This is a genomic window from Shewanella sp. CG12_big_fil_rev_8_21_14_0_65_47_15 (assembly GCF_002783505.1).
In the GTDB taxonomy this organism is placed as follows: domain Bacteria; phylum Pseudomonadota; class Gammaproteobacteria; order Enterobacterales; family Shewanellaceae; genus Shewanella.
Window position 1 is genome coordinate 1 of sequence record NZ_PFGL01000026.1, and the last position, 17,763, is coordinate 17,763.

Consider the following 17,763-nt stretch of genomic DNA (forward strand, 5'->3'; position numbering starts at 1 on the left):
GGCCGTTCATATGAATGAGTGAACCTGACGTGCGTCCAAACGTTGGAGGCGTTTTCGCCTAGAGAGCTGCGGTGTTAAAGAGCATCAAACTAAGCTCAGTATACCTTGTTGAAAAAAATTTCATAGAGACGCTTTTTTAGTTAATTGGCTGATTTAGATAAGCTATCAGACAGCCCGTGATTGGCTGTCTGTCGAGGGAATTAGCGCTGGATAAGGTGGCTATAATTGTGTTGAATGGTTTTAACGTGATGTTGCCATTCGCTGCCTAATCGCTCCCATGCTTGTGTGATATTGGAATACATTACAGGCAGATACTGCGTGTCGTTGAGGATAAAGGCTGCGGCGATTTGTTCACTGGTGCTGCCACCGGTACAGTTATATGCCAACAACTCGTTGGCCACTTCAATGATGCGTTGCTGTTCACTGTTCATCATTTTCTCCTTATTGACTCTCGCCAGGGTGGGTCTTTTTGTGGACGTCTTTTAAATGACCTATGGCCACTTGGGTATAGATCTGCGTAGTTGATAAGCACTCATGTCCTAGCATGGCTTGGATGTGCCGAATATCAGCCCCATTTTCCAACATCAGGGTGGCTGCGCTGTGCCTGAATGCATGGCAGCCACCTGCTTTACTGATACCAGCGGCGCGGGTGTATTCCTTGAGTTTGGCGGTGAAGGTGGTGTGATGAATGACCCGGCCTTTCATGCTGATAAATAAGGCGGGCTCAGTTACGTATTTGACCAGCAAGGGCCGTGCGTCATGCAGATATTGGGCAACCCAATCAAGGGCACGTTGGCCAATGGGAACCACGCGATCCTTGCCGCCTTTACCTTCCCTAACCAACAGCCAACCCCGGTGCGTATCGATGTCGCTTAAGCTCAGGTTTAACAATTCACGGCGACGAATGGCGCTGGAGTACAGCACTTCCATCATGGCTCTGTCACGCAGGCCTGTGGGCGTATCCAAACACACTTGGGCCATTAGTTTGTCGATTTCCGGCACGTTTAATACCGCCTTGGGTAAGGTTTTCGGCAGCTTGGGCAACAGCACTTCACTAAGGCGGGTATACGGCAAATGACCGGCTTCAACTAGCCAGGCAAACCAGAGTTGGATCTCTCCAACGCGGTGGCGTTGAGTGGCGATAGACAACGGTTTGCCATCTTCCTTTCGAGCATGATGCACATACTGTTGATAGCGCAGCAGCAACACCTTATCGACATGCTGGGCATGATGGACATCACGCTCAGCACAGTAAGCAATAAAATAGTTCAGCAGCCAACGCTTGGCCGCCAAGGTCCGTGGGCTGTAGCCTCGCACCGAGAGCGCAGACAGGTATTTGGCTACGTGTTCAGGTAATGTAAGGCTCATGGCAACACCTTGATGGTTGGAGTGGTTTTTATCATAGATATGCCTTGCACATGCAGCTTGTCGTCAGCAACAGGCCAAATCCCGTGGCCATTGAGATTGAGGCCGTTTTTATCACCTTGACTGCCCCCTGACTGATGGCTGACCGCAGCCTGACCAGAGCCTGACTGGTTGTCTTTTGGCCCTGACCGGTCTGGACTTGTCAGTTCACTGTTGTCTATATCCAAGAGTTTGAGCATGGTATGACTGCCAGTTTCACCTTGATAAAGCAGCTCATAATGGAAGCGTTGACGGTGGCCATTTAAGTGCACCAGCAGGTATTCCATTTCAGCCAGCCGCGCCAAATGGACTTTTAACGCGGTATCACTCCAACCTGTTGCCTCGCGCAGTTGCTTACGGGTAAAGCGCACCGCATCACACTTGACGCTATCCACCTTGGCTTGGCAGGCCACCCAGTCCACACAGTGATTCAGCAGTTTACGGGTTTGTGCGGGCAGTTCGTCCAGCGAACGCCCCAAGGTATCATGTGCCAGTTGATTGGCCCGGCGAATATCCTCCAAGGTCACTTCCACGTATTCCATCACCTCGCCTTGGTGTTTAACCTGCTTCACTTCGCGCTGATACTGGTGCAGCAAGGCAATGGTATCGATCAGGGTCAGGTACTTTTCATGGTCGCGCCGGGTACGGGTTTTGTCATCCATGAAGGTAAGCTGCTCAGCGTAAGGATTCACCACATGAAGCGGTCTAAGCAGACGCTGGGCGTGTTGATGACGGCTGATAATGTGCTTTTTATCGGTGCGCTCAAGCAAGCCTTGTAAGGTGCGGCGTTGGCGCTGCAAGGCATGAATATGCTGGGTTTGCTCCCGTGACTCATTCACGCTTAGCACCAAGCAGCGGTTCATTAGCTCCTCGTCCACATCAATGGCCGTGGTGGTCAGAAACAGCATGGTAGGGCCTTCCACCTCATAGGTTTGCGTCACCAGTTGCCCGCTGATGGGATCTTTGCCGGTACTGGCCATGGTCAGCACACCCTGACTTTGTAAAAGCTTAAGCGCATAGGCCGCTTGGCTTGCGCCTTCCTCTTCACTGATGGCCAAAATCCGATGTTTTAAGCTCGTGCCTTGCATGTAGAACAGACTTTGCCCTGTCATGGCTGAAAACTGGGTCACATCTTCATCCGGGCACATCTGTAAAATGGCGTCCATCAGGGCAGATTTACCTGCAGCAGACGAGCTTTGAATGACCAAGGCCAAGGGCTTATCCAGCTTGCGCGACACGCACGCCAGATAGCCCACCAAGGTGTTGCTTTGCTCGCCCACCACGCCGCAGCGGGTGAAATCCTGCACAATTTCATCAAGCAGACTGGTGCCACGCAGAAACGCCAATGCCTCGTGGCGCTCGGCTTCGGTCATGGTCGCTTGCTGGCTGTCCTGCTCCGGCTCGTCCTGCTCCGGCTCGCTTTGTCGTTCTTCCAGAGCCAATAAGATGCGCCCCATATCTTGTTTGACCGTGGCTTCACCAACGCCACATTCAACACAAGCCAGCTCCACAAAGCGCTGTCGATGTTTGGCATGGTATAAGTCCACGCTGTCCACATAGATGGCTTCATCCACTCGCAGCATTAAATTGATCCGCAGTTGCTGCCCTTGGGCCTTTTTCGATAAACCTCGGACACGATAATGACGGTTAGCCAGACGGATATGCCAGTCGTCCCCTTGCTGCTCCATGGTCAGCGCGGCCGAGGGGGCGCTGTCATTCGCGGCAGCATGACTGCCAGTAGTTTCTTTTGGGTTCAGTGAGATAGCCTGATTCAGCAGAGTTTCAAAATCCCTCGCCGGTTGCGAGCTGGCCACCATAAAGGCATTGGCATCCTGGCTTGGCGGCCATTGCACCCGCCACGGTTCAATGGCCTCGGCTCGCAGTGTGTCCGCTAGCGCCAACGCGGCCTTGTTGCCAGCTTCGTCATTGTCGTAAGCGATCAACACCCGTTTGATGCCCAGCCCCGTAAACACGGCTAAATGAAAAGGGCTGAATCCGTTTACCCCGTAGCTACAGGTGACATTAGTAAACCCGTGCACCCAAAAACTCATGGCATCTATCAGGGATTCACACAAAATGACGGTATTGCTCGTTAGCCCTGCCTGATTCCATACCCCCTGATGCTTGCCGGGCAGGTATAAATGCTTAGCGGTGCTCTGCCTGAGCTTGCCCTCGGCAGCGATTTTACGCCCGTACAGCTCCTGTACCTTACCTTGATGTATCACCGGAATAACCAGCGAGCCACTGAAACGCTCAATACCACTGGGCAAAGTCAACCCCACATTTTTAAGTAATTCGCGGGTATCTTTGCCTGCCTGTGAGGTACGTGTCGGTAAAATACTGCCAAGATTTTTCTGGCAATAACCCAAGTGGAACGTCTCTATCAGGGCCGGGTTATCCAAGCCTCGCAGGGCCAGATAGGCCTTGGCCTGACTCGAATTTAGCAGGTTCTGATGGTACAGGTCGGTTGCTTGCGTAAGCCAATGCTGCGCAGTGTCATCAAGACGCGCAACACGCTCTGCCAATACGCTGTTGTCCGCCACCGATTGAGACTCAACCGCCATTTGGCCATGCACTTCAAGCAGTGTCCCAACGGCAGTTTTAAAACTGACCCCATCCCGGCGCATCACATAATCAATCGGCGAGCCGCCTACCTGACAGGCTCCCAAGCAGTGCCAGAGGTTTTTATCCGGACTGACAGACAGCGACGGCGTTTTATCATCGTGAAACGGGCAACAGGCAAAATAGTCTTTGCCTTGCTTTTTCAGTGTCAGACCATCCCGACGCAAGATCTCGACTAAAGAAAAACGCTTTACCTGCTCCACGATTCTGTTGTCGTAATAGGTCATTAAACCACCTCATCCAAACGGCTCTCATCAGAACCTTGTCAAGGCTCTTTGCGGGTATTATTATAGTGTCCATAAAGATATTTTTGTCAAACCTTTTTAGAACCATAGGGGATAATCGATGGATACGCAGATCACGGTGTTTATTTCGATGAGTTTTCCGACCCGGTTTTTACAACTAAGAAAGGATAACGGCCTCACCCAGCAAGCTATGGCCGATACAATTGATATCCATATTACCCAAGTGAAGCGCTATGAAGCGGGCACCGCCCAACCTTCATTGGAAATGCTGAAGAAGATCGCCACCGCGTTTCACGTGACTACCGATTGGCTGATCTTTGATGATGGTGAACGTGAGCCAAATGACGAGCTGCGTTTACAATTTGAGGCCTTGCAGAGTTTTACCCCGGAAGAGAAGCAGGTTGCCAAGAGCGTGTTGGAGGGGTTGATCTTAAAACACGATGCCAACCGGTTTAATCGGGTGGGCTAACGGCTATCACGGCTAAATAAAAAAATAGCCGCCGTCTTTTTTCAAAACGGCGTTCATGTCTCAACACTGCTTGGGGTTGGGGGAGCTGTATCTAATCAACTAACCACTATCCTGCCCAGCTGCTTTTTCTGATAGACACGACAACGCGACACCAGCAAGTGCTGTCACGTTCTCGCGCCAACATGATTAAGCCAAGACCTCTAACCCTTTGTTGGCTACCAAGTTAAGTAATTTAAGGGAAGTTCCCTGTGGCTTTTTACCGCCTTGCTCCCACTGCCTTACCGTTGACACCGTAGTGTTAAGGTAAGCGGCGAACACCGCCTGACTCACATGGGCCTTTTTACGAATGGCCTGAATACGGCGAGCATCATAGACTTCTACTTTGGGCAGGCACAGTGCATCGAACTCGCGCAGGGTTTGCATATCCATCACGCCAGCCTCGTTTAAATCTTTTGCAGTGTCATGCATGACATCTAAGATACTGTTTTTCATATCATTTAACCTCTACCATGCTACCCGATTGAAGAGCATTCTTCAGTTGGGCATTGCTGTAACCCAACAACTCTTTTGCCATGAGCTTAAGCGCCTTTAACTCTTTACTGTCTATGTTATCCCGCGCATTTTTGGGGAAGCCGTACATAAAAAAGGCTTTGTTACCCACCTTGAACGCGAGAATGGTTCTCAGGCCACTGCTTTTTCCTTGTCCCTCGATAGGAGCACGCTTTTTATAAACATGCCCACCAAGATCGGCGTCGATTAAGCCTTTTTCCATCTCATCGACAGCAGCCTTAAGGGCGTCATCTGTCAGCCCTTCTTTCTCGGCCCACTTCGTGAACCACTTAGATTTATATATGCGCATTCCATTCCCTTTCAACACTCAAACTATAACACTTAGTGACATAGATGGTACACTGTAATTTTCATGATGGGCATGCCACTTAGCGTTTGGCCAATTATTTTTTCATTCCAAACCGTACTTTTAAAAAAATTGTGACACCATAAGCTGTGACTGGCAGTTAGGGACGATGCCGATGTGTCACACTAAAAATGTCTGAAAATCCGCATTTTTTCACATCCAATGTTCGTTGTGGTGGACGCCACAAACGCAAAAATCCCATTCTGTCAGTGTCATTCATTAATGCAAGAGGAATAGAAAATGACCACTGACATTCACTACTCGGACACCGATTCCGAGGTTTACAAAGCCACCGAAACCAAGGTGCGCAAGGCCATCCGTTTGTTGCTCAAAGAGGGGCATAAATTCGAACCCAGCAAACTGCTGCGTCGCCAAGAAGTGGCCTACGCGCAGAAGGATTGTAAAATCCCACCAGATGTACTCGATATCATCGTGTTTCCGCTGATGGATATTCGTGATTGGATCTGGGACGAGTATGCCAACAAGCGTGTGTGGACACTGGACGAAGCGGCGTGCCTTGCCGTCGGCATGGATCCCTTCTGCTACAGCTTGGAGCCGGGCCAGTATTACAACGGTTGGCGTGAAGAGCGCGAGGACCGATTCGATCGCACCCTCGATGCTATTCGCTGCAACGAGCTGCATGCTATCCGCGAGGACGGCACCTATCTCATCCCGGCCAAGGATTTCTGTATCTGGGCAGAAGCTAACGGCTTGCTGACATCCGAACTTGCCAAGCCCCTGATGGGGCTTGCTCATATCAATACCGTGGTCGAGGTACTGACCCCCGCTGAAACACAGGAACGTTGGCAACGTTACGCCCAACAACGCCTGTATGCCGAGGGGCGCTCCCATGCCGAAGTCCGTCGTGGTGAGCTGTATAGCTATGCCATTGCGCTCAAAGTGGATAACCCAAAACTGACCCGCGAACAGATCGCCCGTCAGGCGTTTAACGTCATTGGGGAAGATTGTCAGAAGATCACAGGTTTCAAATTCGACACGATTCGGAAAGACCTTTTGGCACTGGATCAGGCACTGGAACACCCGGAATTTTCGAACCTTGAGTTCTTCAACTCAGTTCCTAGCGAACAAGAGATTCTGAGCACAAACCCCACTCACCGGTGGTGGCCGCGCTGGCGCGGCGTCATCGCCCGCAAACTCCCGTATTTGGTACTTCCTGAGTGATTTCGCCTTGTGCACCGCTGCCACGGTGCACAAGGCCTGAACCCCTTGATTTTATTCACGCAATCGGAGATTTCCCATGAATAACCAGTTAAACAAGGCCGTGACGGCCCGATTCTCAGGCGAGGACTATGCCCGCCTGCAAACCGAAGCCGAGCGCAGAGGCTGCACGGTGGCCGATGTTATTCGGAGTTCCTGGACACACTATCAGGAGCAGCAGCAATTGCAACAACTGCTCATCAAAATGGAACAGCGGCAGCGCAAAGTGCAGTTTGAAATGCTGTGCACCACCCTCGACCTGGCGGCCGAGGAACGCAAGCAGGCACTGTCTGCCCTGCATGAAAAGGGGGTGAGATTCTGATGAATCATCCTACTTCCTATCGCCGTCAGGATTGGGCAAGCATCTTGTTCATTGGCATCACTGTCTGGCTTGCCGCCTTTGTGGGCCTGCTGGTCTTAACATGGCCATGGCTGACGCCATGGCCGGATTTAAGCGTGCATATCCGGCATTGGCTAAATGGATTATCTGGGGTGGTCTTTGACCACTCCTTAAGCCTTTGGCTTAGCTACTGGCAGGCGCTGGTCAACCGCAACTGGCACTGGGCCTTGCTGGCCCACGTAATCCTCTCGGCGCTGCTGGCGAGCCTGCTGGCCTTTTTCGTGGCGCGACGCTATTACGTCAGCGGTGGCACAGACGGTTATCGTCATATATCAGGCCCACGCTTGCACCAAGACCGCACTGCGCTGGTTCATGCCAAGCAGGCGGCCAAACTTGAAGCTGGCCAACCAGGCTTAAGGCTGCACCCCAAGCTGCAAATCAGCAAAACCCGTGAGTCCGGCAATATATTTGTCGTGGGCAATCAGGGCACGGGCAAAACCGTGTTCATTGCGCCTCTGATTGGGCAAGTCATCGACCGGGGCGAACGCGCCTTTATCTATGATGAAAAACGCGAATTTACCGCCTTGTTTTACACGGAAAAATCCACCGTATTGCTGGCCCCATGGGATAAACGGGGCATGGCGTGGGACATCCAGCGTGACGCCCACAATGCCACCCAAGCGCAGTTGATTGCCGAGCGGCTCATTAGTGACTCCCGCGACCCGCTGTGGTCAAACGGGGCGCGGATGCTGTTCACCGGCATGATGGAAATTCTCAACCATACCCAACCCCGTTGGGGCTGGCGTGAGCTGGCCGCAATCCTGTCACTGAACGAAGCCGCTTTGCAAAGCCAACTGCAAGCCCATTACCCACGAGCCTCGCGGTTTATTGTCGAGGGCAGCAAAACGACTATGTCATTTTTTGCCCAACTGATTGGCAGCTTGGGCTGGGTCTACACCCTGAGTGATGCTTGGCCCAAGGCCTATGAAGGCGGCTTTTGTATGCGCGACTGGGTGAGCAATCCTGATTGTAACAAGAGCACCGATAAGCCGGTGATTATCGTGCAGGCCGACAAACGCTATAAAGACATTGGTGCGCCGTTGGCGAATACGTTAATTGCACTGATGACCAGCCATATTCTGGCGCAGGCCAACAGCAGCACCCGTGAACTGTGGCTGTTTATCGACGAGCTGGGCAACCTGCCGAAGAACCCGGCCTTGGCCGAATGGATGAGCCTAGGCCGCAGCAAGGGCTGCCGCATCTGTGGCGGCACCCAGTCCATTTCCCAGCTCAAACATATCTACGGCGAGCAAGAAGCGGACACGCTTTTGAACATGTTCACGTTGTTTACCTCGATGCGCGTCGGGGCCGCCGGGGAAACGGCAAGCTATACCGCTAAAGTCTTTGGTGAGCGTGTGGTGGAGCGGCCGACATCGAGCGCCGGGCAAGGCAGTGGCACCACTCAAAACTGGCACCGGGAAACCCTGCCCTTGGTCAGTGCCTCCAACCTGGTGCACCTGCCGCAACCCAGCAAACAAGGTGTGGTGGGCTATCTGTTGATCCCGGGCTATAAGGCCGTGTATCGCCTGCGCTGGCCCTACGCCAGGTTGCCGGTTATCGCTGACGAGCATTGCCCGGCGGATTGGCTGACGGCAAAGCCTGCATCGGTTGACACTCTAGAGCCAACAGGCAAATCCAGCGACAAGCCCAGCCGCCGTGAGCAAATTAAACAGCGGAGGGACGCCGCATGATGTCGATGAACGCCATCAACTCCATCGCCTATTATGCGGAGTTGGCCAAGGAAGACTATTACACCGGTGGTGGCGAGCCGCCGGGTAAATGGCGCGGCCTCGGCGCCCGCACGCTGGGACTGCCCAGCCTGATAGACACCACCTCGTATCGGCGCATTTTTAATGGCTTTGGGCCGGATGGTACGCCCTTGTGTGAAAATGCCGGCGACAACCACAGAGCCGGTTGGGACCTGACCTTTTCCGCGCCCAAATCGGTCTCCATGCTGTGGGCACGGGCCGATGAAACAACCCGTAAAGCCATACAGCAAGCGCAGCAAAAGGCGGTCGAAGAGGCGTTGGCCTTTATCGAGCAACACGCCGCCTATACCCGACGCGGTAAAGGCGGCCATCTTCAGGAGCGTGTGGCCGGGTTAATTGCCGCCACCTTTGAGCACTCGACATCGAGAGCACAAGATCCGCAGTTGCACACCCATTGCCTGATTGCCAATCTGGCCCCAAGAAGCGACGGCACGTGGGGCACGCTGGAATCCAAGCATTTTTTCTTATGGCAGATGGCTTCTGGGGCCATTTACCGCGCCGCCTTGGCCAATGGGCTGCGGGAATTAGGCTTTGAAGTAGAAGCCGTGGAAGGTCACAAGCACTTTGAGGTGAAGGGCATTTGCCAAAGTATCTGCCAGTTTTTCTCAAAGCGGGCGGAAGCCATCCGTGCCCAGATGGAGGCCATGGGCGTGAGCAACGCGGCGTCCAAAGTCGGCGATACCATTACGCTGAATTCCCGCGACTACAAGCGAGCGGTCGACAGGCCCAAACTGTTTGCTTCATGGCAGGCAGATATGGACAGGCAAGGGTTTAAGGCTGCCAATATTGAGGCTATCCGACAACCGGATGTACTACCCATTCCTGAGCCACTGCCCTTGCAACATATCCTGGATAAACTGATCGAGTCCCAAGCGGTATTCCGCTTGCAGGATATCTATGCGGCGGTTGGAGTCGAAGCCCAGTTTAATCATGTGAGCCGCTTGGATATCGAAGATACGGTGCGGGAGCTGCTCAGCGATAACGCCATGGTCAGCTTGGGCCTTGATACCTGCAACAACCGGATTTACACCACCAAAGACATGCTGGCCATCGAACAAGCGCTGCTGAGGCATGCCGATAATATGCACGCCAACAGCCATTACCAGTTGGCGGATAAGGCCATTGAACAGGCCATTGCCCAACAAGGGCAACAACAAGGCTTTGCGCTGTCGGATGAGCAAGTCGAAGCGGTGTTTTCGGTGTGCCAATCGGGGCTCGATATCATCCAAGGCCGTGCCGGAGCCGGTAAGTCCACCTCGATGCAGGCCATGCGTTTGGCCTATGAGTCACAAGGTTTTAGCGTCAAAGGGGCAACGGTTGCACGACAGGCCGCGCAGCAGCTGGAAAAAGATACCGGCATTGAAAGCACCACTTTGGCCAGTCTCCTCAACGAATTGGGCAAAGGCAACAGTGAGGCCAAATTCAAAGACACGGTGATTTTGCTCGACGAGGCCGGGCAGTTGGCCACCCCAGATTTGTTGCAACTGATGCAGGCCGCGCACAAAGCCGGAGCCAAGCTGGTACTGGTGGGCGAGCAGCAGCAAATGGACGCCATCAGCCATGGAGGCAGTCTGCGCTTTCTGTCCCAGCGCCAAGGGTGTGCGCGAATTAATACCATCCGCAGACAACGAGAAGCGTGGGCACGAACCGCCGTCAATGACCTTCGGGGCGGCAATGCCAAGGCGGCACTGGATAGCTTTCAGGGCAGAGGCTTGCTGCATATCGAGCAAGACAGCCAAACCGCCCGTGCGCAGCTGGTCAAGCACTGGCAAGCATACACTGAAGCCAACCCGGACAAAGAGTCGATGATAATGGCGCAGCGTTGGAAGGACGTAAAACCCTTGAATGACCTGGTGCGCAAAGTGTACCAAGACCAAGGCAAACTGGGCACGGAAAACATCCTGGCCGAGTGTGTGGTGTCCAATCAGAGCCTGTATTTTGCGTTCTCCAAGGGTGAGCGGGTGCGCTTTACCAAAAACGATTACCAGCGGGATTTCACCAACGGCCAGCAAGGCACCGTTACCCAAGTGCTGCAACTGGGGGAGGATATTCGCTTTGTAGTGAAACTCGATAACGGCCGTACCGTCAGCTTTTATCAGTCGGATTACTCGGACGAGCAAGGACGGCTGCATCTGGTGCAGGCCTATGCCTCAACCGTCTACAGCGCCCAAGGATCCACCGTCGACGGCGACACCTTCGTGTTGTACACCACAGCCATGGACAGAGCTACCAGTTATGTGGCGGGCAGTCGCCACAAAGATAAGTGTCACTGGTTCATCAACGGCCAAGAGCTGGATGCCCAAAGCGGTCAGGCCGACAAGGGGCAAACACCGGACATGGCCTCACGGCTGAAAACCTTGGCCCGCTGCATGAGCATCAACAAACACAAGGCCATGGCCAGTGAATACCTTGCGGAGCAGAAGACCGAACAAGAGGCTGAGCAAGCAACCGAACAGCTGACCAAAAAGACAAACGATAATACGCTGGCAGCCTAGGTCTGAGACAACAAAGCCCGCAATGCGGGCTTTGTTGTCTAATACTTTACACTTGGCTATTCATCAATATATACGTAAAAGCAATCAAAATAACTATTTGAAAAGAAGCTAAAACCGTATACAGACCAAATCGTTTTAGCTTAAGTTTTTTCCAGCCAAATAAAGACAGCGGAAATACAGCCAAAGGGCCAAAAACAAAAACATAAAACACGATATCTTCTAAGACTCCATCCAGAGATAGAACTTGGATCACATCATCAAGAAGATAAACAAAGCTCAGTGAGAATACCAAAACTGTGAATAGCTCTAATGCACCGATTAATTTTCGATTACTTTGATTAATTTCCATCACCTATTTCCCTCAGTGGCCCATCCAAATGCTTGCGCGTCAACTCTATCCCAAACCTGGTGCTTTAAAATTTCATTTGGACGGCCAAGCGGTCCAGTCCCTTCACCATAGGTATGTATATAAACGTTGTTTTTATCCTGAGTAACCCAGCGCCGGACTATTCCCGGATTCAATAGATGGCGTGGTATTCCTTTTTCATTTGGGGGAAGAGTAACATTCATAACCGTTCCACCGTCCGCAGAGACTTCATGCCTTACATATCCAACAGGAAGCGCAAAGCCCATCTGTTCATCGGAAACAGGCTCACCACTAGCCCCCGGAGCAGGATATCTTTGCAACCCTTGCCTTACATTTTCAATATTGCAACCTGCGGTCGACTTACTGCATGAATTATCAAGGTAATAATCATGGAAGTCTTCATGAGATTCATCAAAAGAAGGCACGCCATCCTCATCTACTGATGTTATTCCCTGTTTCCTATTTGGTGTTAAGACAGAGCCATCTGTCTGCTTTTCTGTTCTTCCATTTTGATTAGAGGCCGTCTGAGTTTGCGCCCCTTGTGAAGCAATCTGCTGTTGAGATCCGATATCTGTGGGTTCCCCGACATTGGCTATTGAGCTGGCAACAGCAGCCTGACCTTTGCTGGAACCGTTACTGATATGCACATTACCTTGGCTATCCTTGCCGATATGGCCAACAGTTTTGCCGTCTGCATTGGTGATGGCTTGAGTTTTACCCGCTTCCAAGCCATCGGCACAACCTTTCAGCGAATCGTCCGTCGAACAGTAACCCGTTGGATCTATACCAGACATAGGGTTATTCATAATGTACGAGTACGGGTTCACCGATTGAGTCGAGGTCGGGCTTTGTATAAACGGATCTACACTCATAAACCGACCTAGGTTATAGTCGTAAATCCGGCCGTTCATATGAATTAATCGGAATAGATAGTTGAGTTGAATGTTAAAGAGCGCATGGAATACAGTAGCTTACAGCTGCACCTTACCATATGGAAGCGGTGTTGTGTTCACTTGGATGATGGCTTGGGTAATTTCTTGTTGTTCAACAGATTATGGCAAATCACCCAGAAATTCACCTTCTTTACCTTTGAAGGTCTGTCGGGTAATGGATAGGCGCTTTCTACATGAAAACGCATTTTTCCTTGTTCCTTCCAAACTCTAAACACTACCTGATAGAATATCTCATTGCCATCATCGTCTTCCAATTTGCAGGTGCAATAGCGACTGTAGCCACCGTGATAACAGAATTGCTCGGGTAAGGTCTCAAGTATGTGGGCTAGCTGAAAGGATAATGCATATCTGGTCGGGCAAAATGCTCTGGGATCTTCTGGCTTATATGGGTAAATCTGAGGCCCGTAGGGATCTTTAGATTTATCGGGGTCTACGGTAAAAACGTGGTGTGACAGCGTGATATAGAGGGTGTATTGCTCATTTCTGTCAGGATGAACATAGGTGTGTTTTCTGGCGACCAAGTGCTCAAAATGAATTTCGGTGCCGTGATAATCAAACGGCTTCCAGAACTGGTACTCGCTATCTGCAAGATTAAAAAGACGTTTCGAACTCATTTATTCTGATATTTTCTTGAGGCTAGAAATAACAAAGGCTCCAACGAGGGAGCCTTCGCCAAGTCAGACTTGGATTCAGAACGTCATTACCGGCTACTGCCTCGACCCTCTTGGGTTACGTGGTGTCATGCTTGCGCATGTCTGCTGCACCATGGCTATAGTCTCGCTCTTTTTGACGGGACTGTCAATCCTGAACCTGGGCAGCCGGATGCGTCCGGTTATACACCTCCTTCAATTTGGCCATGCTCACATGCACATAGATCTGTGTCGTGGACAAGTCCGCATGCCCCAGGAACTCCTGGACATGGCGAATGTCGGCACCGTGATCCATCATATGCGTTGCCGCTGCGTGACGGTACTGGTTGCAGGCTCCCGACTTTCGCACATCCGCCAATTTGATGTACTTGGCCACCAGTTCAGACAACTGTGTCGCCCGAAATGGCTTACCGTTGTTTGCCAGGAATAAGGCTTTGCCGGAATGCGCATTTGCCAGCATGGGCCTGACCTCTTTCAGGTAGCGATAAATCCAACTGCAGGTGTCTTTGGCTATGGGCACATACCTGTCTTTGAAGCCTTTTCCCTGATTGACTCTGAGCTTGCATAGCTCAAAGTCCACATCGTCCAGCGTTAAGACGCCAAGCTCAAATCGCCGGATCCCTGAAGCATAGTAAGTCGTCATGATGGACCTGTCCCTTATCCCTTTGAGACCATAATGCTCGGCCTGCTTTAGCACCTTCTTTACCTCCTCTTCACTCAGAACCGGTTTGGGTAGCCGCCTGCCATTCTTCGGCAGTTCAAAGCGCTCGGTACTGTTCACTGGCAGCACTTCCTTGATGAATAGCGTTCTAATGAACACTTTCACCGTTGTTAGTCGGTAACGTATGGTGGCCCGGCATAAGGGTCCTCCATGACGTGCTTTGCGATACTGGTTAAGGTGCTGCTGGTAGTTGTCCAGTACTTCCACATCAATCTGAGTTGCATCGACTATGCAGTGCCCCTTGGCCCACAGCAAAAAGAGCGACAACGAGGCCTCCTTGCTGACCACTGTGTTTTCGCTCTGGCCTTTGGCACGGCAGACATCCAGGTAATACTGTATGCAGTTCGACAAGGCCAGAGAGTTAGGTTTAGTGAGCCACATAGCGTCTCCCCCATATCATGATATGAAACTTGATGGCACGGGTATAAACACCGTGCCTGTACCATTGAATGATCCGCGGTGCCGGCCTGCTCGGGCAAATGAGTTTTATCCCACAGGCGGCAACTATGTTGTCGCCCTCCAGCAGTGGCTCCACAATGCAACCCCGGAAAATCTCATGGCCATTAACCTTGGTTAATCCCAAGCGCCTCAAAGCACCTCGACATCCGGCACCATCGGCATGTTCCGATGTGGGCACATAGCGATTCAGGGTGCGGTCGCAATAGCCAATCCAATGCGCTTCTATGCTGTCCATGCTTATCCCTCGCCGCGCCAACTTTTGGCAGACGCCGGGATTCGCCAGCAAACGCTGATGGTAAATATCGAAGAGCTGTTTGAGGTAGATGTCATCCACATCAGGGGAGGCCAACATCTGCTCAAAGGCGTCAATATGAAGGTTTGTGTCCATCATTTTTCCTCCTTAATCGCCCGATACACTTTACGCATGGATTCACCGTGTAACTCCAGCCGATGGGCGCGATGAATGATGCGATCCATGATGGCATCGGCAAGAGTGGGCTCACCTATGTATTCATGCCATTCGCTGACCGACAATTGGGTGGTGATGATGAGCGCCCCGGATTCGACACGCTCTTCTATCAACTCCAGTAAGTCCTGGCGGTTGAGGTTGTTCAACGGGGCCATGGCCCAATCATCAAGAATGAGTAACTTGTATTTGGCTAACCCACTGCGCAGTTTCGGCAAGGAACCATCCCTATGGGCAATGTCCAATTCCTCCATCAGTAAGTTAAAACGCTTGTACAGCACTGAAAAATTGAGCTTTATTGCTTGGTTGGCAAGGGCACAGGCAATCCAGCTCTTCCCGGCCCCGGTCGGCCCGGTAATCAGCAAAAACTGATTTCGAGCGATCCAGTCGCAGTTAATCAATGAAGCCAGATAGCCTTTATCAATTCCCCGCTTTGCCAGATAGTCGATATTCTCCACGCAAGCCTGCCCCTGTTTCAGCTTGGCGGCTTTAAACAGTCGCTCCCGCTTTTTCTGCGACTTGTATTGGATTTCCTCACAGGTCAAAAACGCCAGAATATCGAGGATGGGAAGAGCCGCCATATCCGGTGTCACCAGGACTTTTTGCAAGGCTTCACTCATGCCGACCAGACGCAACTGCCGGAAGTTTTCAAAGACACTGTGTTCACTGCTCATCTTACTGCCCTCCATCCAGGTAATACCGAGCACCACGAACATTATGATGCAGTGGCAGTTGGCCTTGAACGGGTACGGCCTCAGCTGAAGGCTCATCCAAGCGGCACTGCAAGATGGAGCGCACACTGCTGACGGTCAGCGACTGAATTTCACAGGCACACTGACAAGCCCGTTCGAAACGCGACTGGCCATATTGCCTTGTGAGCTTTTGCAGTTGTGAACAGGCTTTACAACCTCGCAAAGAATGCTCCGGTACACCAACAAATTGCGCCGATACCAAGGCCAGGGCGTGCTCGCCAATGGCAGTGGCCCACTGGGTAAAAAGGGCTTTTGACTGTGCCGCATACGCTTGATGGCTCTTGGGTCGATGGCTGTTCTCCGTAGTCGCGCCACCCTGGATATGGCTGCGTACATGCAGGGCAACCAACTTGTGATGGAAGTAGATTTCGACCTTGCTTTGGCACACTTTAACGTCCACCAATTGGCCTTTCAGCTCACAGGGTACAGAGTAGGCGTGACCATACACGCAAACATGATGACCCCGATCCACCTTTTGCAAATGCAGCCATCGGCCGATATCAAAGGCTTTACAGGGCAAGGCTGACAATGCAACACGTTCAGTATGTTCAAACCGTTCACGGCGATTGCCTTTATAGCGTTTGAACGGGCGTCGATTCAACTGCTCCAGCAACTCGACAATTGCCTGATTAATCTCGGCAACACTGAAGAAGCGACGGCGACGAAGCACCACGGTAATCCATCGGGTCACCAGCAATACTCCGATTTCGGCCAGAGATTTATCCTGTGGTCGCCTCACCCGCGCAGGATCAATCACAATGCCATAATGCTCGGCCAGTTCCTGGTAGCTGTGGTTTACTTCCGGGAACTTACCGGGCCGAGTAACTGCGGACTTGAGATTGTCCGGCACCACCACATGGGGAACCCCACCAAAATAGGCGAACATCCCCTGATGGGCTTCCAACCAGTCTTCCAGTTTCTGGGAACGCAATGCCTGGGCAAATACCAACTGCGAGTACCCCATCACTCCCACAAACATTTCCGCATAGTGTGTTTCCCCGGTTTGCGGCTCTGTCCAGGGTATGCGCTTACCGGCAAAATCCACGAAGCACACTTCACCGAGGGCATAGTACTGACGCATGGAAACGTCGATGGATTTGACGTAGTGTCGATACCAGTAAGTAAACTGCGAATAGCACAGGGCATCGGCGGGACGAATGCTGCGATATTCCTCCCAGAGCTGAATCAGCGTTTGATGCTTCTCCTGCATCAAATGATGCACATAAGCCCAGTCAGGTTGACGCTTAATACTGTCCGTTGGCGCGATGGGGTTCAATCGATTCAGCAGCTGGTCATCGGAATCTTGCTCCAGCTCCGCAAGGGTCACAGAGGTTTCCCGTCGCTTACTACGATAAGCCCGCACCGTATTAGGAGATATGCCCACAAGCTGGGCAATGCGTCGATTTGAATAGTTAGTAGTCAGCAACAAACGCAGCAGCTGTCGTAATGTCTGTATGCTCATGATGAGCTCCTTAATTTCACGGTTGATGAAATCAAGGCACATGCATGCCCGCGCTCCGGTCCGAGGCCGAAACTTGACAGTCTGGCATGGGAAAGCTTTAATGAAGTTGTCGAGGTCTGAAATTCGACAATTTCAGAAAAAGTCAGCATCTGCAAAATGCTGGCTTTTTCCCTTTCTGTGCCTTGGTAAAAAAGAAAAAACAGTCAGTTATATTTCGATAGGCTTCTCCTCTATCTGGCATTGATGTTCAATACGTTGTTTGGCTAACCAAAGCGCAATGTCTTTTACCAGAGCAAACCGTCCTCTTCTTCCCGATATCGTAAAAAGCTCAACAGGAAATGTCGGTTGCGACATGTGTTTTCGCAATGAATGGATACTCCTGTAGCCCATCGCGT

The 17,763-nt window shown here is 51.7% G+C and carries 17 protein-coding genes and 1 pseudogene; 5 read left to right on the forward strand and 13 right to left on the reverse strand.

Going from position 1 to position 17,763, the window contains the following annotated elements; genetic code table 11:
- Nucleotides 1–200: 200 nt before the first annotated feature.
- From COW15_RS07580 to COW15_RS07590, 3 genes are read right to left on the reverse strand one after another with little or no spacing between them, the layout of a single operon-like run.
- On the reverse strand, nucleotides 201–431 hold the full coding sequence (locus COW15_RS07580) for a hypothetical protein (protein WP_293631432.1): 231 nt from the start codon (nucleotides 429–431) through the stop codon (nucleotides 201–203).
- A gap of 10 nt (nucleotides 432–441) precedes the next feature.
- Nucleotides 442–1,368, reverse strand: a complete 927-nt coding sequence (gene xerC, locus COW15_RS07585) for a site-specific tyrosine recombinase XerC (protein ID WP_293631433.1) — start codon at nucleotides 1,366–1,368, stop codon at nucleotides 442–444.
- The gene (locus COW15_RS07590; RefSeq protein ID WP_293631434.1) at nucleotides 1,365–4,253 is read right to left on the reverse strand and encodes a CHC2 zinc finger domain-containing protein; all 2,889 of its coding nucleotides are present in this window, start codon (nucleotides 4,251–4,253) and stop codon (nucleotides 1,365–1,367) included. Before COW15_RS07590 ends, xerC begins: the two co-directional genes overlap by 4 nt.
- 118 nt (nucleotides 4,254–4,371) lie before the next feature.
- Here COW15_RS07590 and COW15_RS07595 point away from each other — a divergent pair, with 118 nt between their 5' ends.
- The gene (locus COW15_RS07595) at nucleotides 4,372–4,740 is read left to right on the forward strand and encodes a helix-turn-helix transcriptional regulator (RefSeq protein WP_088213130.1); all 369 of its coding nucleotides are present in this window, start codon (nucleotides 4,372–4,374) and stop codon (nucleotides 4,738–4,740) included.
- A 186-nt stretch (nucleotides 4,741–4,926) separates the two neighbouring features.
- Here COW15_RS07595 and COW15_RS07600 read toward each other — a convergent pair whose 3' ends face one another.
- Together COW15_RS07600 and COW15_RS07605 are read right to left on the reverse strand one after the other, a co-directional pair.
- The gene (locus tag COW15_RS07600) at nucleotides 4,927–5,232 is read right to left on the reverse strand and encodes a DNA-binding transcriptional regulator (RefSeq protein WP_293631439.1); all 306 of its coding nucleotides are present in this window, start codon (nucleotides 5,230–5,232) and stop codon (nucleotides 4,927–4,929) included.
- Between the two features lies 1 nt (nucleotide 5,233).
- Nucleotides 5,234–5,599 (reverse strand): type II toxin-antitoxin system RelE/ParE family toxin, encoded by a 366-nt coding sequence (locus tag COW15_RS07605; RefSeq protein WP_293631441.1) that lies wholly within the window; start codon nucleotides 5,597–5,599, stop codon nucleotides 5,234–5,236.
- 297 nt (nucleotides 5,600–5,896) lie between these two features.
- On the opposite strand from COW15_RS07605, the gene COW15_RS07610 reads away from it, so the two are divergent.
- From COW15_RS07610 to mobF, 4 genes are all read left to right on the forward strand, one after another.
- Nucleotides 5,897–6,838, forward strand: a complete 942-nt coding sequence (locus COW15_RS07610) for a hypothetical protein (RefSeq protein WP_293631443.1) — start codon at nucleotides 5,897–5,899, stop codon at nucleotides 6,836–6,838.
- A gap of 76 nt (nucleotides 6,839–6,914) precedes the next feature.
- Nucleotides 6,915–7,196: a hypothetical protein gene (locus tag COW15_RS07615; protein ID WP_293631445.1), complete on the forward strand. Its 282-nt coding sequence runs from the start codon at nucleotides 6,915–6,917 to the stop codon at nucleotides 7,194–7,196.
- Nucleotides 7,196–8,965: a type IV secretion system DNA-binding domain-containing protein gene (locus tag COW15_RS07620; protein ID WP_293631446.1), complete on the forward strand. Its 1,770-nt coding sequence runs from the start codon at nucleotides 7,196–7,198 to the stop codon at nucleotides 8,963–8,965. The genes COW15_RS07615 and COW15_RS07620 overlap by 1 nt, the downstream gene beginning before the upstream one ends.
- Nucleotides 8,962–11,538 (forward strand): MobF family relaxase, encoded by a 2,577-nt coding sequence (gene mobF, locus COW15_RS07625; RefSeq protein ID WP_293631447.1) that lies wholly within the window; start codon nucleotides 8,962–8,964, stop codon nucleotides 11,536–11,538. The genes COW15_RS07620 and mobF overlap by 4 nt, the downstream gene beginning before the upstream one ends.
- Nucleotides 11,539–11,584: 46 nt before the next feature.
- Here the strand turns inward: mobF and COW15_RS07630 are convergent, their stop codons facing one another.
- The 8 genes and pseudogenes from COW15_RS07630 to COW15_RS07665 all read right to left on the reverse strand — a co-directional run.
- Nucleotides 11,585–11,887 carry a hypothetical protein gene (locus COW15_RS07630; RefSeq protein WP_293631449.1) on the reverse strand — a complete coding sequence of 101 codons (303 nt, stop codon included), beginning with the start codon at nucleotides 11,885–11,887 and terminating at the stop codon, nucleotides 11,585–11,587.
- Nucleotides 11,887–12,816 (reverse strand): RHS repeat-associated core domain-containing protein, encoded by a 930-nt coding sequence (locus COW15_RS07635; protein WP_293631451.1) that lies wholly within the window; start codon nucleotides 12,814–12,816, stop codon nucleotides 11,887–11,889. Before COW15_RS07635 ends, COW15_RS07630 begins: the two co-directional genes overlap by 1 nt.
- Nucleotides 12,817–12,914: 98 nt before the next feature.
- Nucleotides 12,915–13,472: a heat-shock protein gene (locus tag COW15_RS07640; RefSeq protein WP_293631453.1), complete on the reverse strand. Its 558-nt coding sequence runs from the start codon at nucleotides 13,470–13,472 to the stop codon at nucleotides 12,915–12,917.
- A gap of 184 nt (nucleotides 13,473–13,656) precedes the next feature.
- Nucleotides 13,657–14,610 carry a tyrosine-type recombinase/integrase gene (locus COW15_RS07645; RefSeq protein WP_293631455.1) on the reverse strand — a complete coding sequence of 318 codons (954 nt, stop codon included), beginning with the start codon at nucleotides 14,608–14,610 and terminating at the stop codon, nucleotides 13,657–13,659.
- Nucleotides 14,597–15,076, reverse strand: coding sequence for a hypothetical protein (locus tag COW15_RS07650; protein WP_293631457.1), 480 nt, complete (start codon nucleotides 15,074–15,076; stop codon nucleotides 14,597–14,599). The genes COW15_RS07645 and COW15_RS07650 overlap by 14 nt, the downstream gene beginning before the upstream one ends.
- On the reverse strand, nucleotides 15,076–15,828 hold the full coding sequence (gene istB / locus COW15_RS07655) for an IS21-like element helper ATPase IstB (RefSeq protein WP_293631459.1): 753 nt from the start codon (nucleotides 15,826–15,828) through the stop codon (nucleotides 15,076–15,078). The genes COW15_RS07650 and istB overlap by 1 nt, the downstream gene beginning before the upstream one ends.
- A gap of 1 nt (nucleotide 15,829) precedes the next feature.
- On the reverse strand, nucleotides 15,830–17,368 hold the full coding sequence (gene istA / locus COW15_RS07660) for an IS21 family transposase (RefSeq protein WP_293631461.1): 1,539 nt from the start codon (nucleotides 17,366–17,368) through the stop codon (nucleotides 15,830–15,832).
- Between the two features lie 207 nt (nucleotides 17,369–17,575).
- Nucleotides 17,576–17,763, reverse strand: a pseudogene (locus COW15_RS07665) (hypothetical protein); the annotation flags it as partial.

Excerpts from the sequence above, each read along its gene's own strand:
- COW15_RS07590 (WP_293631434.1), bottom strand. The coding sequence starts at position 4,253 with ATGACCTATTACGACAACAGAATCGTGGAGCAGGTAAAGCGTTTTTCT.
- COW15_RS07640 (WP_293631453.1), bottom strand. The coding sequence starts at position 13,472 with ATGAGTTCGAAACGTCTTTTTAATCTTGCAGATAGCGAGTACCAGTTC.
- COW15_RS07595 (WP_088213130.1), top strand. The coding sequence starts at position 4,372 with ATGGATACGCAGATCACGGTGTTTATTTCGATGAGTTTTCCGACCCGG.
- COW15_RS07645 (WP_293631455.1), bottom strand. The coding sequence starts at position 14,610 with ATGTGGCTCACTAAACCTAACTCTCTGGCCTTGTCGAACTGCATACAG.
- COW15_RS07635 (WP_293631451.1), bottom strand. The coding sequence starts at position 12,816 with ATGAACGGCCGGATTTACGACTATAACCTAGGTCGGTTTATGAGTGTA.
- COW15_RS07605 (WP_293631441.1), bottom strand. The coding sequence starts at position 5,599 with ATGCGCATATATAAATCTAAGTGGTTCACGAAGTGGGCCGAGAAAGAA.
- mobF (WP_293631447.1), top strand. The coding sequence starts at position 8,962 with ATGATGTCGATGAACGCCATCAACTCCATCGCCTATTATGCGGAGTTG.
- COW15_RS07600 (WP_293631439.1), bottom strand. The coding sequence starts at position 5,232 with ATGAAAAACAGTATCTTAGATGTCATGCATGACACTGCAAAAGATTTA.
- COW15_RS07650 (WP_293631457.1), bottom strand. The coding sequence starts at position 15,076 with ATGGACACAAACCTTCATATTGACGCCTTTGAGCAGATGTTGGCCTCC.
- COW15_RS07610 (WP_293631443.1), top strand. The coding sequence starts at position 5,897 with ATGACCACTGACATTCACTACTCGGACACCGATTCCGAGGTTTACAAA.
- istA (WP_293631461.1), bottom strand. The coding sequence starts at position 17,368 with ATGAGCATACAGACATTACGACAGCTGCTGCGTTTGTTGCTGACTACT.
- COW15_RS07580 (WP_293631432.1), bottom strand. The coding sequence starts at position 431 with ATGAACAGTGAACAGCAACGCATCATTGAAGTGGCCAACGAGTTGTTG.
- COW15_RS07630 (WP_293631449.1), bottom strand. The coding sequence starts at position 11,887 with ATGGAAATTAATCAAAGTAATCGAAAATTAATCGGTGCATTAGAGCTA.
- istB (WP_293631459.1), bottom strand. The coding sequence starts at position 15,828 with ATGAGCAGTGAACACAGTGTCTTTGAAAACTTCCGGCAGTTGCGTCTG.
- COW15_RS07620 (WP_293631446.1), top strand. The coding sequence starts at position 7,196 with ATGAATCATCCTACTTCCTATCGCCGTCAGGATTGGGCAAGCATCTTG.
- COW15_RS07615 (WP_293631445.1), top strand. The coding sequence starts at position 6,915 with ATGAATAACCAGTTAAACAAGGCCGTGACGGCCCGATTCTCAGGCGAG.
- xerC (WP_293631433.1), bottom strand. The coding sequence starts at position 1,368 with ATGAGCCTTACATTACCTGAACACGTAGCCAAATACCTGTCTGCGCTC.